Source organism: Pantoea sp. SGAir0183 (genome assembly GCF_043545505.1).
The window spans coordinates 1275310-1292336 of record NZ_CP028053.1 but is presented as its reverse complement, the minus strand read 5'-3'; the positions used below and the strand labels follow the sequence as shown (position 1 = coordinate 1292336).

Sequence of the window (17027 nt, the reverse complement as noted above, 5' to 3'; positions counted from 1 at the left end):
CCTTGCGTCGGGCAGGACAGAGCCTGCAAACTAGAGAATACGGCCCAGCGTCTGGCGCAGGTGCGCACCGGCACCCAACAGCCCGGGTTGGTCATGCGTGATCATATAAACCGGGATATCGGCAACATAGTCACGGAAGCGCCCTTTGTCTTCAAAAGCGGCACGAAAACCCGAGGCTTTGAAGAACTCCAGGAAACGCGGCACGATCCCGCCCGCGATGTAAACGCCACCGAAGGTCCCGAGGTTCAGCGCCAGATTACCGCCAAAACGCCCCATGATGACGCAGAACAGCGATAAGGCACGACGGCAGTCGGTGCAGCTGTCCGCCAGGGCGCGCTCACTGACTTCGCGTGGCTTCAGATTCTCCGGCTCACGGTTATCGACTTTTACAATCGCACGGTAGAGATTGACCAGACCAGCGCCTGACAACACACGTTCTGCTGAAACATGACCTAATTCTTCCCTTAAGACTTCCAGAATTTGATCTTCTTCTTCGCTGTTAGCGGCAAAATCAACATGTCCCCCTTCACCGGGTAAACTGACCCAGCGCTGGTCGACGTGTACCAGATGGCTGACGCCGAGGCCGGTTCCCGCACCGTAAATCGCGATCGGTTTATCCTTCACCGCCGATTTACCGCCAAACTGGATGACATGCTCTTCGCCGAGCATAGGAATCGCCATGGAGACAGCGGTGAAATCGTTAATAATTTCCAGGTGTTCAAAACCGATGTTCGCCTTCAACTTTTTAGTCGAGAAGGCCCAGTCGTGGTTGGTCATTTCAACCCAGTCATCGGTAATCGGGCAGGCAATGGCGATACAGCCGTCTTTAATATCCTGCTTTTGTTCATCAAGATAATGGCGGATGACGGCTTCGAGGCTGTCGTAGTCTGATGTTGCGAATGTTTTGGTCTGGGAGATGCTGCCGCTTTCCACCTCACACAAAGCGAGGCGGGCATTGGTGCCGCCGACATCGCCGACCAAGGCATAAGTTGTCATTCTTCTGGTGCTCCGCTTGGGGGTCTTAAAGAGTTGGAGGACACTATAAAATCCTGCCGATAAAACAACAACGCCCACCGAAGCTTGAGGTGAGCGTCTGACTCGTGTGTGCAACAGCCTAACCGCGTTAGTCTGGCCTGCACAGAGGCAACTTTCCGAATCTCATCCGCCGTTGCGCTGGCTCAGACAGGCTGAGACTTTACGTAACAGGGGCGGCAGGTCATCTTTTTGCATCACGACTTCAATAAACGACAGTCTGTGTTGTTGTGTCAGTTGCGCCATCAGTGCGGTCAGTTGCACGGTTTCACTGATGCGCCAGCTTTGTGCCTGACAGTGTAAACTGAATGCCTGCGGCAGCGCTGTCCAGTTCCACTGGGCAATATCATTATAACGCTGGTCTGCGCCATGAATGGCCCGCTCCACAGTATAGCCTTCATTATTGAGCAGAAAAATGATTGGATGTTGATCATCCCGCAGCATCGAGCCGAGTTCCTGAATGGTCAACTGTGCCGAACCATCGCCAATGATCAGGATGACGCGCTGTGACGGGCGTGCCGTCTGGGCACCAAACGCGGCTGGCAGAGTATAACCGATGGATCCCCATAACGGCTGTACCAGCAGCTGCGCCCCGGCAGGCAGGCGCAGCGCCGCCGCGCCAAACGCCGCGGTGCCTTGATCCGCCAGAATAATATCGCCGGGCTGAATAAAAGACTGCATGGCCTGCCAAAAGGCAGACTGGCTGATGATGGCCGCGTCAGGGACAGGCGCCGCCGGTTTCACTGGCCCGGCGGACTGCCAGCCTGCGCCATAGCGTTCGAACAACGGCAGTAATGTCTGCAACGCATCGGCCATCGACAACGGGGCAAACGTCTGTCCCGCGACGCTGGCGCTGTGTGGCTGCACGTCGATCAGCCGATCGGGGCGAAATTGCTGAGTGAATCCAGCGGTAATCGTATCCGTAAAGCGCACGCCGACGCAGAGCGTGACGTCTGCCTCTTCAATTTGCTGGCGTACCGGGCCTTCACTGCCCTCACCTGCGTAAGTGCCCACAAACCCCGGCTGCTGCTCATCCAGCACGCCTTTGCCCATCAGCAGTGTGGCGCACGGAAAAGCACGCCCGGCACGTAACGCAGCCAGCGCCGGTTGCTGTTGCCAGCGCTGCGCCAGAAAATCGGCCAGGAGTGAGACGCGTTGCGCCGGTGCCAGTAACCGCTCGGCGGCCTGGCGAAACGCGCTGCGCAGGGATTCGGGTGACGAAGCCGACGATACCAGGGGATGAACGGGCGCAGCGGTTTCGGCCTGGGCAACATCGACAGGCAACAGCAGATAGCCCGGACGATGTTGCTGAATCACGCTGCACAAAACCCGGTCAATTTCGGCGGTGGCATTCTCAGCGGTCAGTTGCGCGGTGGCGACGTTAACCTCTTTTGCCATGCGGATGAAATGGCCAAAATCGCCATCCCCTAAGGTGTGGTGCACGCAGTCTCCCTGCTGCATCGCCTGGCTCGACGGCGCGCCCACGATATGAATCACGGGCACGTACTCTGCGAAGCTGCCTGCCAGACCGTTGATTGCGCTGAGCTCCCCTACGCCAAAGGTGGTGAGCAACGCCGCCATACCCGAACAGCGTCCATAGCCATCCGCAGCGTAAGCGGCATTCAGCTCATTGGCACATCCCACCCAACTTATTGTCGGATGCGCAATCACCCGATCCAGAAACTGCAGATTAAAGTCACCCGGTACGCCGAACAGATGTCGAATACCGCACGCCTGCAAACGCGCCAACAGATAATCACTAACCGTATAAGAGGACATAGCGAATTCCTTTAGGGAGTGTTTTGATAAGTATCTGACATGGCGTTAATTTAGCGAACAGTGCCTGTCATTTCGCCAACGGATTACATGGCAAGCAAGCGTTACGACCGTGGATTATTCGGCAGATATGCGATCTGACACGGATTAATCCTGAGTGTAACCGTATACACTCCCACTGTTTTGGCACATTTAATCGTTTTCACTCAGGACTTTTCTATGACAGCTTTTCCTCGCCCCGACAGGTATCAGCATATGCAATGGCGTCGAAGTGGACGCAGTGGACTGAAGCTTCCTGCGATTTCACTGGGCCTGTGGCATAACTTTGGTGACAGCACCCAATTAGCAACCAGCCGGCAGTTGCTGCGCCATGCGTTTGACTGCGGCATCACCCATTTTGACCTGGCGAATAACTACGGTCCGCCGCCCGGTTCCGCAGAAAGCAATTTTGGTCGCATTATGCGCGACGATTTTCAGGCGCATCGCGACGAGCTGATTATTTCAACCAAGGCTGGTTATACCATGTGGGAAGGCCCTTACGGCGACTGGGGTTCGCGCAAGTATCTGGTCGCGAGTCTGGACCAGAGCCTGCGTCGAATGGGCCTGGATTACGTTGACATCTTTTACCATCACCGTCCCGATCCGGAAACGCCGCTGGAAGAAACCATGCGGGCGCTGGATCACGTTGTCCGTCAGGGCAAGGCGCTGTATGCCGCCATTTCCAACTATCCGGCGGAGCGGGCGGCTGAAGCGATGACGATTCTGCGCGATCTGGGGACACCCTGCCTGATTCATCAGCCCCGTTACTCCCTGTTTGAACGCACGCCGGAACAGGGCTTATTGCAGACGCTGGATGAGCATGGCACAGGCTGTATCGCATTTTCGCCCCTCGCGGGTGGTGTGCTGACCGATCGCTATCTGCAGGGTATTCCCTCCGATTCCCGCGTCGCCAGCGGCAGTAAGTTCCTGAATGAAAATCAGCTGACGGAAGAGAAAATGGCCAGGGTGCGTAAGCTGAACGATCTGGCAGAACAGCGTGGGCAGAAACTGGCGCAAATGGCGTTAACGTGGGTGCTGCGCGATCCGCGCATTACCTCCGTGCTGATCGGGGCCAGTAAAACGGCACAAATTGACGACGCGGTGCAGATGCTGACCCAGTCACCGCTCTCGACAGACGAACTCGCCGCCATTGAGGCGATACTGGCCTGATACGGGTTGCCCGCGCACGCGGGCTTCTGTGCCAGAAAACTCTCAAAGCCCTGTTTTTCGCGTATTTTCAGACAACATGTGCAGGCTTCTTTGTGCAATACCGTCAAAATGGCCTGACAGCAGTAATCATAAGCTGCTGCAGGAGAAGATAATGATACGTGGAGTATGCTTTGCTGCTTTCATAGCAGTGTTAACGCCGCTGGCGATGCACACAGCACAAGCCTCGGGAAATGAAATACGCCTGGCACCAGGCGTCACGCTGCATCTGGGCGACCGGGACCGCCGGGGTTATTACTGGGATGGCGACCGCTGGCGTGAACCGCGCTGGTTTAACGATCGCTACGCTTATAAGGAAAGACGCTGGTGGCGGCATGATGCCTGGCGACGTCATCAGGAAGCGGAACGGGAACGTCGCTGGCACGCGCGTGAACGGCAACGCCAGTGGGAACATGAACGACGCCACTGGCGTCATGCGCACCCTGAGCCGCATCACTACCGCTAACCGTCCTCTGCCGGCCTGCGTGCCGGCAGACAACCTGCGCTTACTCCTCGCGGCTTTTCACCCGGGCGAGCGCAAAGCCATCCCAGCCTTTTTCGCCCACGGTCTGAATCGTGGTCGCCTCCAGTCGGGGATCGCTGGCCAGCCGCCGCAGACACTCACGTACGCCCTGCACGTTGCCGTCGGTAGAACCGGCATCAATCACGGCACCGCCGCGAACAATGTTATCGACGATAATGAGACTGCCGGGCCGGGAGAGCTGAATGGCCCAGCGAAGATAGCCGGGATTATTTTTTTTGTCCGCATCAATAAAAATGAGATCAAAGGGAGCCTGCAGATGCGGCAGGACATCCAGCGCCGCCCCCACATGCAGCGTAACCCGTTCGGACAGGCCAGCCTGATGAATATTTTCGCGGGCAACCTGCGCATGGCGGGGATCGGCTTATATCGTGGTGATGGTTCCCCCCTCGCCCAGCGCCTGCGCCATCCAGATCGTGCTGTAGCCGCCGAGTGTGCCGATTTCGAGCACACGTGAGGCATTCTGAATGCTGATTAACAGCGCCAGCATTTTGCCTTGCATCGCCGAAACATCATGAGCTGGCAGCCCGGCCTGACTGTTTGCCTGGAGGGCCGCGCTGAGGTGGTTATCGGGCGGCGCTAACAACTGTGAAAAATAATCGTCAACGGCGGCCCATTTCACATGGTCGTCTGAAGGGTAATCTGGCGTGCGCATGATGTCACTCCTGACTCGGGAAGAGAGTGATATTATAAACTGTGGCGTTCAGCGCTTAAAGCCGTGCCCGATCGCTGCCAGGTAAGGCTAAATGCCCATGGCCTGTCCGACGAGCAGGTAAATATTCAGGCTGACCACCAGCACCACAATGATTCGACCGGTGTTCTGCATCAGACGACTGTTTACCAGGGCTTCGCCCATCAGCTCACGGTTCCCCGTAAACACCAGTAAAGGGATCAGCGCCAGTGCAATACCAAAGCTCAGCAGGACCTGGCTCATTACCAGCACACGCGTGGGATCCCAGCCCGCCCAGATCACGATAAATGACGGCACCATGGTGACGGCACGACGGACCCAGAGAGGGATATGGAAATTGATAAATCCCTGCATTACCACCTGGCCCGCCAGCGTACCCACCACGGTGGAGGATAACCCCGCCGCGACCAGGCTCAGGCCGAATACCGTCGCGGCAGCATGACCGAGCAAGGGCTGCAAGGTGGTGTAAGCCTGATCGAGTTCCGCAATACCGCTGTGGCCGCTAAAGTGAAAAGCCGCAGCGGCCGTGGCCATCATCGCCAGATTAACAAAACCGGCAATGGTCATCGCGATCGCCACATCCAGCTTAGTGGAAGAGTAACGTTGCGCCTGGCTGTCGCGGCTTTTTCCCTGCGTTAAGGCAGAATGCAGGTAGATGACGTGCGGCATAATGGTTGCACCCAGCACACCGGCCGCCAGGAAAACCGCATCGGCATTCGGCAGTGAAGGCAGCGCCATGCCTGTCACCAGTTCGCTGACTTTTGGCTGGGAAAAAAACAGTTCAACAATATAAGCGGCCGCAACAAACAGGAGTAATCCGCCGATCACCAGCTCCAGCGGCTTTTGCCCGCGGTTTTGCAGCATCAAAATCAGAACGGTGGCCACACCGGTAAGGACCGCGCCCTGCATCAGTGAGACGCCCAGCAGCAGTTTGAATCCCAGAGCCGCGCCAATAAACTCCGCCAGATCGGTCGCCATCGCGATGATCTCTGCCTGCACCCAGTAAAACCACACGGCCGGGCGCGGGAACCGATCGCGAATGTGTTCCGCCAGATTCTTGCCCGTGGCAATACCGAGCTTTGCTGACATCAGCTGGATAAGCATGGCCATAATGTTGGCCCACACCACCACCCACAGCAACTGGTAGCCATACGCGGCACCGGCCTGAATATTGGTCGCGAAGTTGCCCGGATCGATATAGCCGATCGCGGCGATAAAGGCAGGCCCCAGTAAAGCGAGTTTGATTTTTCTGGCGCCACGCGCTGCGCGTTCTGCGGCACGGCTTTCTAGCATATCGGGTACCCTGTCTGAGTTAACCTGTGTAGCTTAAGGCGACACAGGTACGAGTGAAATTCGGTTTCGCTAATCGCTATGATAGATAATGCTATAAAGTATAGCCATTGCTATAAATCAGGGCTAAGAAAGCCCTGCTTATACAACGTATTTTAGTCACTCTACGTGTTGTGCAAATTACAGACAACAGATTTAAGTGAAATCCATGTGAATATTTTGGTTACAGGACGTGATCGCTGAGAGTTTTCTGAGAAATTTGGCGATAGTGAATACTTATATTGTGGATGAGATCTCGTTTTTCGGTAAGCCGTTACATAGAATACGCAGCAAAATACAATCCTCCTCAAATTTGGAGCAAACATGTCCCATATTTTGCAGTTTCTTTTAGCACTAGTGGTAGTCAGTGTGCTGGCCTTGCTGGTCAGCCACGACAGAAAAAGTATTCGGGTTCGCTACATTATTCAGCTTCTGGTTATCGAAATCATTCTGGCCTGGTTCTTCCTGAACTCAGAAGCCGGTCTGGGATTCGTCAAAGGCTTCGCCGGTTTCTTCGACCATCTTCTGAAATATGCGGCTCAGGGCACCAACTTTGTCTTTGGCAACATGAACGATAAAGGTCTGGCCTTCTTCTTCCTGAACGTCCTGTGTCCGATTGTGTTCATTTCGGCGCTGATCGGGATTCTTCAGCACTTCCGCATCCTGCCATGGGTGATTCGCGGCATCGGTACGGTGCTGTCTAAGATCAACGGCATGGGTAAACTGGAATCGTTTAACGCCGTAAGCTCTCTGATTTTGGGACAGTCTGAGAACTTTATCGCGTATAAAGACATTCTGGGCAAAATGTCACAGCGTCGTATGTACACGATGGCGGCGACCGCGATGTCCACCGTGTCCATGTCGATTGTGGGTGCCTACATGACCATGCTGCAGCCTAAGTATGTGGTTGCTGCGCTGGTGCTGAACATGTTCAGTACCTTTATCGTACTGTCGCTGATCAACCCTTACCGCGTCGATAACGAAGAAGACCTGCAGTTGCAGGATCTGCACCAGGGTCAGAGCTTCTTTGAAATGCTGGGCGAATATATCCTGGCTGGTTTCCGTGTAGCCATCATCGTCGCAGCAATGCTGATTGGTTTTATCGCCCTGATTTCTGGCCTGAATGCGCTGTTTGACTTCATTTTCGGTATCACGTTCCAGGGCGTGCTGGGTTACGTCTTCTATCCTTTTGCCTGGGTGATGGGCGTGCCATCAGGCGAAGCGCTGCAGGTTGGCAGCATCATGGCAACGAAACTGGTTTCCAATGAGTTTGTGGCGATGATGGATCTGCAGAAAATCGCCAGCCAGCTGTCGCCAAATGCCGAAGGTATTCTGTCGGTTTTCCTGGTGTCTTTTGCTAACTTCTCGTCTATCGGCATCGTCGCGGGCGCGATTAAAGGCCTGAATGAAGAGCAAGGCAACGTCGTTTCGCGCTTCGGCCTGAAACTGCTGTATGGCTCAACGCTGGTCAGCGTGCTGTCCGCAGCCATTGCAGGCCTGGTGCTGGCATTCTGATTCCGGGCTTACGCAACAGACAAGGCGAGCCAACTGGCTCGCCTTGTTGCTTTTAACCAGAGACGGTTTAACGCTTACGCTTTACCCTTCCTGAGTCACCCTGCTACTTTGCATTGACAGCAGTTTGCAGTCTGCCCCTTGCCACACAGTCCTCTCTCTTCTTAAAAGGAGCGTTTATGGCGTTGGATGCCGAGGGTTACATCGCCGTTCCACCTGTGACCGCCTTTCAACCGGCGTTTCAGGTAATCGTTGACGATACTATTCATCAACTCCGTCTGACCGTCGGCGATGATCTTCACAGCCTGTGGCTCTATGGCAGCGTTGCGTTTGGCACAGCCGTCGAAGGACAGTCTGATCTGGATGTCTGTCTTGTCTTTCGTCATCCGCTCGCGCCCGCTACGCGCGACAGCCTGGCGGCCGTAAAAGAGAGGCTTACGGCAAGGCATCCTGTCGTCAGTAAAATCGACGTTGATAAAGGCACGCTAAGTGAGGTGATGGACCCGAACAACCTTAATACATGGGGATACTGGCTAAAGCATCACTGCCGCTGCCTTTACGGTGAAGATTTATCGGTGCGTTTTAACCGGTTCAGACCCTCGAAAGCGCTGGCGAGGGCACTCAATGGCGATTTCACGGAGGTTTTAGACGAGTATGTCGCGAAACTGTCCTGCGCCTTGCCCGGCCGCCAGCAGTGGCAACGCGCCGCCGCCAGAAAAGTCATTCGCTCAACGAATATGCTGCGCCAGGATAGCGACGCGGACGGGCCTGCAACGCTTGCCGAGCATGTATCGCGCTTTGTTCTGCGTTATCCCGACCAGGAAGCTGCCATCGCCTTCTTTCTCGCCGAAAGCTCTCAGCCCAGTACATCAGCCAGGGAATTTATCTCGCAGCTTGACGCGTTCAGGGGATGGCTGGTTCAACAGTTGGAACAATCGTAACGAGAACGTACGAGGGAAATATGAAAAGCGCCCGATAAAACGAGAAGGCGATGCAGGCTCAACTCACCCGTCCGTGTGAGCCAGGCGGTGTTTTAAAATGAATAGTTAATTTACAGGTGAAACTGAGAGATTACACCACCATTGAAGTTACGGACTCTTATTAGACCTTGTTCTCAACAGCATTTATACAGAGTGTGGTCATCCACACTCATTTAGCGATTTATTTATATCTTTTTTTCACTATCCTAATTATAAAAAAAATCGCTATAGATAATATTAGAGGAATACCAAAAATAACCCATAACCCGGCCGGGTCAAATTCACCATCGGCCATCGCAACACCTGTTGCATTCAATATATCATCAATGTAGTGGGACAGTTTCTCTGTAAACTGCCAAACGGGGCGGACAAAAAAGACAATGGCAAGGCAAGCCACGTATATCAAAATGAAAAGTAAAACAGAATTCCTGCGATTAGTTGATTTTGCAATTGTCATAATCTGTTCTCCCTTTAACAGTCACACGTCCATATGCTTTAACACCGGCTTTCACCTGCATCATTTCTGTCTTAAGTAATGCATTACGAAGAATGTTGAACTGTGGGATTTTATAGAATGTTATACATCCCCATGACTCCCCACTTCCATCCGGTCTCAAAGGATGCAGCCTGAAACCACCACGCTCAGAGCCATGTACATAGAGATGGTCACTCATAGTAGCGTCATTATAAAGACCAAACCACTCACTGTGATCGGTGCCGTTACGCCAGTCTTTAATTGCACTAAGTACACGGTTACTCATACTGCCTGTCGGGCGGGGAACAATCCAGTATGTGCCCGGAGGAAGCGCAGCTTTATTCTTATATGCGCATTCGGCAATGTTAGTCGTCGGGTTTTCGCCCGAGAAGACATCAAAGGTTCCTACACCATAACAAAGTAATTTAACAGTTCTACCGTCAGCACTTACCTTGCTGTAATCCATCTCGCACTCGATCATTCGTGCCCCCTACCTTTCGATGAAAAAATCATACTTAGATTGAATTTTCCAATCAAGCGAGTTTGGAGGGGAACCGAAACCCTCATTAAAATCCATAAGATAAAGACTAATATGGATTATGTTTATAATCCTCTTTGAATCGCATTATCTCACTCTCCCAGAAAGTAAAAACAAATTTAATCGCTGATTTGAGTTCGACGCGTTCAAAATCTCGTCCATCATGCGACTGTGGTTCATCCAAAATTAAATAAATGCCATTAGCTTCAGTGAATACACCGTCACCAAAAGGCGCACTAAAAAGTCCTTCGTTATGATCAGATGCAATCTGTTCAACGTGCCGTGCGATTGCGTGCTGATGTAACTGAAAATGTTTTGATGCATTCGCCACAGCATGAACCACTTCATATAACATCTTATTTTTACCCTGCAAGCTATCACCTGGTTTTCCAAAACCATTGGATTTTGCGTAATCATAAACATGGTAGAGGACGATTGCTGCTATAGGTCCTCGACGCATGTTCATCTCATCTGCATAAAACTCGTCCACAGTTGGCCGAACTGTTTGCTCAAAGTAATCAATCACGGGTCTGAGGTTCATACTTTCTCCTGAGTTGAATCCTTGCAGAATGAAAGGGCAGTCCCCCTTCCTTCAAACCCCAGTCCTTGAAGCAGTCACAAATATAGCGACGTGAGCGGCTGTCCAGGGAGACACATATTCTCGTGCTACTGGTGCATCTGAGGCGTGAGCAAAGAGCTTAGGATTATGTTCTCGAAGCAAAACAGGGTAACGCATCGCGCCTGAATAATGCGGTCAGACGGTGCTGGAAGAGATGTTGAAGGTGGATGTGCGTCAATCTCGCTGACGTCTTTAATCGCTGCTGAGCCGAGTGGCAAAGTCAAAAGCTAAAGAGAGGCGATTTTCACATGACAGCACGAACAAGATTGGAAATAAGATGAGAAAAACCAGTACATTGCGTTCTGATGACTTATTGATTTGATGAACAAGCAGAAAGTTGGTGGAGATAAGCGGGATCGAACCGCTGACCTCTTGCATGCCATGCAAGCGCTCTCCCAGCTGAGCTATACCCCCACATCTGGAAATCGTTTTTTCAGTGCCAAACTTTTGGGAGAAGTTTGGTGGAGCTAAGCGGGATCGAACCGCTGACCTCTTGCATGCCATGCAAGCGCTCTCCCAGCTGAGCTATAGCCCCGAACCGAAAAAACCGTCGTGTTACGCGACGGACGGCATAATATGAAACCCCCCAGGGAGTGTCAACGGCAAAATCACATTCTGTGTTTGATCGCTGAAAAAGACGGCAAACTTAACGCGATGACGTCCGTTTGCGCAGAAAAAGAGCTTGTTAATATGATGTAAGGTGTCTGGTCGGGGTTAAACCTTTTTGATCGGCGTTAAGTTAATGCATCGTTAAATATGTTATAGGAATTATCTTGTCTTCCCTGTAATGTCGTGTAAAACTTAGCCCGCTATTTAATACGGCTGCATGGTTTTCTCCAGCGCACCGTTCTTCAACCAGGCGTTTTCGCTCCACCACTAAAATCAATAGAGAATATATGTCGCTGCATACACCTAAAGAGATCGCCCAACTGGCGATTCAGGCAGGGGTGGCCAAAAGCCATGCCTCCATTAGCTCCCTTATCATTCTTGGTTTCATGGCCGGTGCCTTTATTGCTACAGGGTTCCTGCTGGATGTTCACGTCATTAACTCTTTACCCGCAGACTGGGGGTCATTTGGTGGCTTTTTAGGGGCTGCCGTGTTCCCGGTGGGATTGATCCTGACCATTCTGGCCGGGGGCGAGCTGCTAACGGGTAACATGATGACGCTGCCCATTGCCTGGTTTGCCCGCCGTGTTAGCGGTTACAGCGTATTACGTAACTGGTTCTGGGTAACGATTGCGAACTTCCTCGGCAGCATCGCGATTGCCTGGTTCTTTGGTCACATGCTGGCCATGACCGAAGGTGATTACCTGAAAAAAACGCTGGCGATTGCGAATGCGAAGGTGCATGCCGATTTCCTGCATGCCTTTATCTCCGGCATTGGCTGTAACTGGCTGGTGTGCCTGGCCGTCTGGCTGGCATTCGCCAGTAAAGATGTCGTCGGTAAAATTTTTGGCATGTGGTTCCCGGTGATGGCGTTCGTGGCGATTGGTTTCCAGCACGTTGTCGCCAACATGTTCATTATTCCTGCGGCGATTTTCGCCGGTCAGATGACCTGGGCTGAATACTTCCCGAATTTTGTGGCGGTATTTTTAGGTAATGCTGTAGGCGGTGCCGTCTTCGTGGGTCTGGCTTACTTCCTGGCGTTCCGCCCCGCTGCCGAACAGGCACACACTGCGCAATAATTCCTCATTGCCTTTTGTTGAGAGACAAAAGGCAATTTCGTTTTCCGTTACTTTCACCCGTTACGATTTCCTGTAATATGTATAGCTAATGTATTGAACAGGGACAGCATCGTGAAAAAGGAATGGCTTACTCCGGAAGAACTGGCAATCGAAACGGGCTACAGTCGGCAGACGGTGAACAAATGGATCAAACGCGAGAACTGGACGACGACGCCAAAACCCGGCGTTCAGGGCGGAAAAGCGAGACTGATCCACATTGATGAGCGCGTAAAAAGCTTTATTCAGTCGACACGTAATCTCAATGAACCTACAGGCAATTATACTCCTCCACCTAATTCATTACCTGCGTTATTAATAAGTTCTGTCCAGCAAATGAGCCAGAATGAACAGGATCAACTTATGGCCCTGATTTTGCGGGAAGGGATAAAAGGTGTACTTGAGCGTCTGGGCATTCGTGAAGAATAAGAAAACCGGAAGCGCGAGGCTTCCGGTTTTTTTGCGCCGCTGACAATCACGTCCCGCGGCTCAGACTTTAGTCGGGTGTTGTCAGTAAGTGTCCTGATAACATCACCGCCAGCCGTCAAAGAGAAAGATTATTCGCTCTGCGCTTCGCGCTCAGCAATAAAGGCCAGCGCTTTCTCAATACGCTCAACGCTACGGCTGCGGCCAATCGCTTCGACCGTCACATCCAGTCCCGGTGACTGCCCTGCTCCGGTAACGGCTACACGCAATGGCATACCGACTTTACCCATACCGACGCCTAACTCATCGGCAGCCTGCTGGATAGCGGCATGCACCGTTTCGGCATTCCAGTCAGTTAATGCAGCCAGTTTATCGCGAACCACTTCCAGTGGCTGGCGGGCGACTGGACGTAAATGCTTTTTCGCGGCATCCGCATCGAACTCTGTGAAGTCCTGGTAGAAATAGTGGCAGGATGCCGCCATCTCTTTCAGCGTTTTGCAACGTTCCCCCAACAGCGTAACCAGTTTCGCCAGCTCCGGGCCGGTACGCGTATCAATGTTTTGCTGCTCGATGTGCCATTGCAGATGCGTGGCAACGTACTCCGGTGGCAGCGCATTAATATAATGATGATTTAACCACTGCAGTTTTTCCGTATTAAAGGCGCTGGCAGATTTGCTCACCGCGTCCAGGCTAAACAGCTCTGTCATTTCTTTAACGGAGAACACTTCCTGATCGCCATGGGACCAGCCCAGACGCACCAGATAGTTGAGCAGCGCTTCCGGCAGGTAACCATCATCACGATACTGCATAACACCGACTGCACCATGGCGCTTAGACAGTTTTTTACCGTCATCGCCCAGGATCATGGAAACATGCGCGTAAACCGGTACCTGAGCCCCGATGGTTTTCAGAATGTTGATCTGACGTGGTGTGTTATTGATATGGTCTTCACCGCGCACAACATGCGTAATGCCCATATCCCAGTCATCAACCACGACACAGAAGTTGTAGGTTGGCGAGCCGTCGGTACGGCGAATAATCAGGTCGTCCAGTTCCTGATTACTGAATTCAATCGGGCCACGAATCTGGTCATCAAAAATGACCGAGCCTTCCTGCGGGTTACGGAAGCGCACCACATGAGGCTCGTCTGCGGCATGGTGCTCGTGGCTGTCGCGGCAACGCCCGTCGTAACGCGGTTTTTCACCGTTCGCCATTTGGGTTTCACGCAGCGTTTCGAGACGCTCTTTAGAGCAGTAGCATTTATAAGCCGTGCCTGCTTCCAGCATTTCATCAATGACGGCGTTGTAGCGATCAAAGCGTTTGGTCTGATAATACGGGCCTTCATCCCAGTCCAGACTCAGCCAGTTCATACCGTCCATAATGGCTTCAATGGCTTCCGGTGTTGAACGCTCCAGATCGGTATCTTCGATGCGCAGCACAAACTCGCCCTGATGATGACGAGCAAAGAGCCATGAATAGAGTGCGGTACGAGCACCGCCTACATGTAAAAAGCCAGTAGGGCTTGGCGCGAAGCGAGTTTTGATTTTCATTCAGTATTGCCTTAAATGCGCGGGTTCTTGTCTGGATGACAAAAAACAGGTTAGACGCGAAAACAGTGCGCACATTCTAGCACCTGATGATGAATCCTCAATGCATGCAACGTAGCAGAGCGGCAGCAAAGCCCGCATTTCTGCTAAGAAAACCAGCATATTGGATAAAATCCCTGCGAGATGTTTAAAATTAAACCGAACGCACAATTAAGTTTTAAAAAGCGTTGACTCAAAATCAACTATCCCTATAATGCGACTCCACACAGCGGGGGTGATTAGCTCAGTTGGTAGAGCATCTCCCTTACAAGGAGGGGGTCGGCGGTTCGAACCCGTCATCACCCACCACTCTTAAGAAGGTTTAAGAGGGCCCGCAGTGACAAGAGATAAGATATGGGTGATTAGCTCAGTTGGTAGAGCATCTCCCTTACAAGGAGGGGGTCGGCGGTTCGAACCCGTCATCACCCACCATATCTTAGTCAGATGACACTCTTGTGAAGCAGTACCGAAGTGGGTGATTAGCTCAGTTGGTAGAGCATCTCCCTTACAAGGAGGGGGTCGGCGGTTCGAACCCGTCATCACCCACCACTTCGGGTCGTTAGCTCAGTTGGTAGAGCAGTTGACTTTTAATCAATTGGTCGCAGGTTCGAATCCTGCACGACCCACCAAATTCAGAAAAAAGCGCCTTCAGGCGCTTTTTTCGTTTCTGCGCTCCGATGTCTGATGTGCAGGATGAGAACCTGCAGCAGGTTCGACTGAATCGCGCAGCGATTCAGGCTGATGCGCCAGCATCACCCGAAGGGCAAGGCCCGCCGGGCCGAAGGCTATCCTGCACGACCCACCAATGTAGAAAGGCGCCCTAAAGGCGCCTTTTTGCTATGCGCAAAAAGTGCAGGATGAGAAACTGCTGCAGGTTCGACTGAATCGCGCAGCGATTCAGGCTGATGCGCCAGCATCACCCGAAGGGCGAGGCCCGCCGGGCTGAAGACTATCCTGCACGCCCCACCAAATTCAGGAAAAAGCGCCTTCTGGCGCTTTTTTCGTTTCTGCGCTCCGATGCCTGACGTGCGGAATGAGAATCTGCCGCAGGTTCAGTTACCCGCCCTGCTTTTTCCCACTGCCGAAATAATGAAACCAACAGCCGTATCCGCCACCGTTACCCGTCTACTCAACTGAATGGTAAGGACTAACGTTAATCTGTAAAAATCTTTTCGTAAATTTAACATTTTGAGGCATTAAGCTTTTGCCGCGCGCATCCGATAACCTAAAACGTCTAATTGCAAGGAGATCATCATGACAACTATTTCAACCAGCACACCGAGCATCGGCAGTGGCTCAACGTCAGATACGACAAGCGCCTCATCAGACACGGCAGCACAAATTGCCAGCCTGAATAAGCAGATTTCGCGCCTGAACGACCAGTTAAAAAGTCTGGGCGATGATAAAACACTGACCACCGAAGAAAAGAAGAAGCAGCAGGATACTATCAAAGCGCAGATTCAGGTTTTAGAAGCGCAAATCCAGCAGCTGCAACGCAAAGAGCAACAAAAAGCCGAAGCGAAACAGGCGGAAAAAGAAGGTAAAACCGTGTCAGCCGACGGCGTCAATCGCCCTACCCAAAATAATCAGCTCGACGTCTATATTTAAAACGCAGGACTGGAAGCACGTTGTTGCGTCAGCAGAGCTCCCTGCTGACGCACCTCCTGCCATATGGCCTCGCCCGCAGGCGTTAACGAGCGATTCTTGCGCTTAATTAATGTCAGGCTGCGATTGATCTCAGGATAGAGACGTCTTACCGTTAACGCGCGCCCCGCAGGAAGCGGTAACGCCAGCGCGGGTAAAATGCTGATCCCGATACCTGCATCAACCATAGGAAACAGCGTGGCCGGATGACCGATTTCCTGAACCACATTGATACTGATGTTCTGCTGACGTAACGCCGCGTCAATTAATATCCGGCTGCCCGACGCATAATCCTGAAGCACCATCGTACGTCCCTCCAACATCGGCCACCTTGCCTGCCCGACCTCAGCAAGCGGATCATCCTCCCGGCACAGCAGTAAAAAGGGTTCATCCAGTATGGCGCAGCAGTCGAATTCACTGTCATTCAGCGGGCCAATCACAATGCCAAAATCGACTTCGGCGTGACGTACGCTCTGAAGCACGGCCTGCTGCACCCGATCGTGCAGGATGATCTTTATTTCCGGGTAGCTTTGCTGGCTGGCGGCAAGGCATTGCGGCATCAGGTGGGCTGAGATCGTCTGACTCGCCGCGATGCGTACCGTACCACTGCGTTGTTCGCCATAGCTACGAATATCCAGCAGCGTGGTGTTTATCTCTTCCAGCAACCTTTCCATACGTGAAGCCAGCTGCTGCCCGGCTTCGGTCAGCACCACCTCGCGCGTCGTGCGATCCAGCAAGCGGACGCCCGTTTCCGCTTCCAGCTCTTTAATGCTGTGGCTGACCGCAGACTGACTCAGCCCAATCGCCTGCCCTGCCTGGCTAAAGCCACCATAATGCGCAACGGCCACAAAGGTGCGTAACTGACGTAGGGAGTAATTCATTAATTTCTCGCATAGATTCATTTAATAAATC

15 protein-coding genes, 6 tRNA genes, 2 other RNA genes and 1 pseudogene are annotated in these 17027 nt (G+C 52.6%); 13 read left to right on the top strand and 11 right to left on the bottom strand.

Annotated elements, in window-relative coordinates; all coding sequences use genetic code 11:
• Positions 1-30 precede the first annotated feature (30 nt).
• Together glk and C1N59_RS06200 are read right to left on the bottom strand one after the other, a co-directional pair.
• A complete protein-coding gene (gene glk / locus C1N59_RS06205; RefSeq protein ID WP_039339845.1) occupies positions 31-996 on the bottom strand; it encodes a glucokinase in 966 nt (321 codons plus the stop codon).
• Positions 997-1158: 162 nt separating this feature from the next.
• Complete coding sequence (locus C1N59_RS06200) at positions 1159-2811, bottom strand: thiamine pyrophosphate-binding protein (protein ID WP_054687345.1); 1653 nt, start codon at positions 2809-2811, stop codon at positions 1159-1161.
• 216 nt (positions 2812-3027) lie between these two features.
• Here C1N59_RS06200 and mgrA point away from each other — a divergent pair, with 216 nt between their 5' ends.
• Complete coding sequence (gene mgrA / locus C1N59_RS06195) at positions 3028-4017, top strand: L-glyceraldehyde 3-phosphate reductase (RefSeq protein ID WP_006120370.1); 990 nt, start codon at positions 3028-3030, stop codon at positions 4015-4017.
• 151 nt (positions 4018-4168) lie between these two features.
• Positions 4169-4519, top strand: a complete 351-nt coding sequence (locus tag C1N59_RS06190) for a DUF2502 domain-containing protein (RefSeq protein ID WP_054633383.1) — start codon at positions 4169-4171, stop codon at positions 4517-4519.
• 40 nt (positions 4520-4559) lie between these two features.
• Here the strand turns inward: C1N59_RS06190 and C1N59_RS06185 are convergent.
• Positions 4560-5249, bottom strand: a pseudogene (locus C1N59_RS06185) (O-methyltransferase).
• 87 nt (positions 5250-5336) lie between these two features.
• The gene (locus C1N59_RS06180; protein WP_394550431.1) at positions 5337-6578 is read right to left on the bottom strand and encodes an Nramp family divalent metal transporter; all 1242 of its coding nucleotides are present in this window, start codon (positions 6576-6578) and stop codon (positions 5337-5339) included.
• Between the two features lie 360 nt (positions 6579-6938).
• On the opposite strand from C1N59_RS06180, the gene C1N59_RS06175 reads away from it, so the two are divergent.
• Together C1N59_RS06175 and C1N59_RS06170 are read left to right on the top strand one after the other, a co-directional pair.
• Entirely contained in the window at positions 6939-8129 is a 1191-nt protein-coding gene (locus C1N59_RS06175; RefSeq protein ID WP_006120376.1) for a NupC/NupG family nucleoside CNT transporter, read from the top strand.
• Between the two features lie 176 nt (positions 8130-8305).
• On the top strand, positions 8306-9067 hold the full coding sequence (locus tag C1N59_RS06170) for a nucleotidyltransferase domain-containing protein (protein ID WP_394550430.1): 762 nt from the start codon (positions 8306-8308) through the stop codon (positions 9065-9067).
• 220 nt (positions 9068-9287) lie between these two features.
• Here the strand turns inward: C1N59_RS06170 and C1N59_RS06165 are convergent, their stop codons facing one another.
• From C1N59_RS06165 to C1N59_RS06145, 5 genes are all read right to left on the bottom strand, one after another.
• The gene (locus C1N59_RS06165) at positions 9288-9563 is read right to left on the bottom strand and encodes a hypothetical protein (RefSeq protein ID WP_054633379.1); all 276 of its coding nucleotides are present in this window, start codon (positions 9561-9563) and stop codon (positions 9288-9290) included.
• Positions 9541-10047, bottom strand: a complete 507-nt coding sequence (locus tag C1N59_RS06160; RefSeq protein WP_239001171.1) for a DUF2778 domain-containing protein — start codon at positions 10045-10047, stop codon at positions 9541-9543. Before C1N59_RS06160 ends, C1N59_RS06165 begins: the two co-directional genes overlap by 23 nt.
• A 121-nt stretch (positions 10048-10168) precedes the next feature.
• On the bottom strand, positions 10169-10660 hold the full coding sequence (locus tag C1N59_RS06155) for a hypothetical protein (RefSeq protein ID WP_375096633.1): 492 nt from the start codon (positions 10658-10660) through the stop codon (positions 10169-10171).
• A gap of 416 nt (positions 10661-11076) precedes the next feature.
• Positions 11077-11152 (bottom strand) — tRNA-Ala (locus C1N59_RS06150).
• 45 nt (positions 11153-11197) lie between these two features.
• Positions 11198-11273 (bottom strand) — tRNA-Ala (locus C1N59_RS06145).
• Positions 11274-11634: 361 nt separating this feature from the next.
• Here C1N59_RS06145 and C1N59_RS06140 point away from each other — a divergent pair.
• Together C1N59_RS06140 and C1N59_RS06135 are read left to right on the top strand one after the other, a co-directional pair.
• Entirely contained in the window at positions 11635-12423 is a 789-nt protein-coding gene (locus C1N59_RS06140) for a formate/nitrite transporter family protein (protein ID WP_006120379.1), read from the top strand.
• Between the two features lie 111 nt (positions 12424-12534).
• Positions 12535-12888, top strand: a complete 354-nt coding sequence (locus C1N59_RS06135; RefSeq protein WP_033740792.1) for a YfeC-like transcriptional regulator — start codon at positions 12535-12537, stop codon at positions 12886-12888.
• 128 nt (positions 12889-13016) lie between these two features.
• On the opposite strand, the gene gltX is transcribed toward C1N59_RS06135, so the two are convergent.
• The gene (gene gltX / locus C1N59_RS06130; protein WP_394550429.1) at positions 13017-14435 is read right to left on the bottom strand and encodes a glutamate--tRNA ligase; all 1419 of its coding nucleotides are present in this window, start codon (positions 14433-14435) and stop codon (positions 13017-13019) included.
• A gap of 269 nt (positions 14436-14704) precedes the next feature.
• Between gltX and C1N59_RS06125 the strand changes: the two genes are divergently transcribed.
• The 7 genes from C1N59_RS06125 to C1N59_RS06095 all read left to right on the top strand — a co-directional run bounded on the left by C1N59_RS06125 (position 14705) and on the right by C1N59_RS06095 (position 16079).
• Positions 14705-14780, top strand: a tRNA-Val gene (locus C1N59_RS06125).
• A 47-nt stretch (positions 14781-14827) separates the two neighbouring features.
• Positions 14828-14903, top strand: a tRNA-Val gene (locus C1N59_RS06120).
• Between the two features lie 41 nt (positions 14904-14944).
• Positions 14945-15020 (top strand) — tRNA-Val (locus tag C1N59_RS06115).
• A 4-nt stretch (positions 15021-15024) separates the two neighbouring features.
• A tRNA-Lys gene (locus tag C1N59_RS06110) sits at positions 15025-15100 on the top strand.
• Positions 15101-15143: 43 nt separating this feature from the next.
• Positions 15144-15276, top strand: a non-coding RNA gene (locus C1N59_RS06105) — RtT sRNA.
• A 31-nt stretch (positions 15277-15307) separates the two neighbouring features.
• A non-coding RNA gene (locus C1N59_RS06100) (RtT sRNA) lies at positions 15308-15440 on the top strand.
• A 285-nt stretch (positions 15441-15725) separates the two neighbouring features.
• Entirely contained in the window at positions 15726-16079 is a 354-nt protein-coding gene (locus C1N59_RS06095) for a FlxA-like family protein (RefSeq protein ID WP_006117791.1), read from the top strand.
• On the opposite strand, the gene C1N59_RS06090 is transcribed toward C1N59_RS06095, so the two are convergent.
• On the bottom strand, positions 16076-16996 hold the full coding sequence (locus C1N59_RS06090) for a LysR family transcriptional regulator (protein ID WP_033740794.1): 921 nt from the start codon (positions 16994-16996) through the stop codon (positions 16076-16078). The two genes, C1N59_RS06095 and C1N59_RS06090, sit on opposite strands and share 4 nt — an antisense overlap.
• Positions 16997-17027: the final 31 nt, after the last annotated feature.

Excerpts from the sequence above, each read along its gene's own strand:
- glk (WP_039339845.1), bottom strand. The coding sequence starts at position 996 with ATGACAACTTATGCCTTGGTCGGCGATGTCGGCGGCACCAATGCCCGC.
- C1N59_RS06200 (WP_054687345.1), bottom strand. The coding sequence starts at position 2,811 with ATGTCCTCTTATACGGTTAGTGATTATCTGTTGGCGCGTTTGCAGGCG.
- mgrA (WP_006120370.1), top strand. The coding sequence starts at position 3,028 with ATGACAGCTTTTCCTCGCCCCGACAGGTATCAGCATATGCAATGGCGT.
- C1N59_RS06190 (WP_054633383.1), top strand. The coding sequence starts at position 4,169 with ATGATACGTGGAGTATGCTTTGCTGCTTTCATAGCAGTGTTAACGCCG.
- C1N59_RS06180 (WP_394550431.1), bottom strand. The coding sequence starts at position 6,578 with ATGCTAGAAAGCCGTGCCGCAGAACGCGCAGCGCGTGGCGCCAGAAAA.
- C1N59_RS06175 (WP_006120376.1), top strand. The coding sequence starts at position 6,939 with ATGTCCCATATTTTGCAGTTTCTTTTAGCACTAGTGGTAGTCAGTGTG.
- C1N59_RS06170 (WP_394550430.1), top strand. The coding sequence starts at position 8,306 with ATGGCGTTGGATGCCGAGGGTTACATCGCCGTTCCACCTGTGACCGCC.
- C1N59_RS06165 (WP_054633379.1), bottom strand. The coding sequence starts at position 9,563 with ATGACAATTGCAAAATCAACTAATCGCAGGAATTCTGTTTTACTTTTC.
- C1N59_RS06160 (WP_239001171.1), bottom strand. The coding sequence starts at position 10,047 with ATGGATTACAGCAAGGTAAGTGCTGACGGTAGAACTGTTAAATTACTT.
- C1N59_RS06155 (WP_375096633.1), bottom strand. The coding sequence starts at position 10,660 with ATGAACCTCAGACCCGTGATTGATTACTTTGAGCAAACAGTTCGGCCA.
- C1N59_RS06140 (WP_006120379.1), top strand. The coding sequence starts at position 11,635 with ATGTCGCTGCATACACCTAAAGAGATCGCCCAACTGGCGATTCAGGCA.
- gltX (WP_394550429.1), bottom strand. The coding sequence starts at position 14,435 with ATGAAAATCAAAACTCGCTTCGCGCCAAGCCCTACTGGCTTTTTACAT.
- C1N59_RS06095 (WP_006117791.1), top strand. The coding sequence starts at position 15,726 with ATGACAACTATTTCAACCAGCACACCGAGCATCGGCAGTGGCTCAACG.
- C1N59_RS06090 (WP_033740794.1), bottom strand. The coding sequence starts at position 16,996 with ATGAATTACTCCCTACGTCAGTTACGCACCTTTGTGGCCGTTGCGCAT.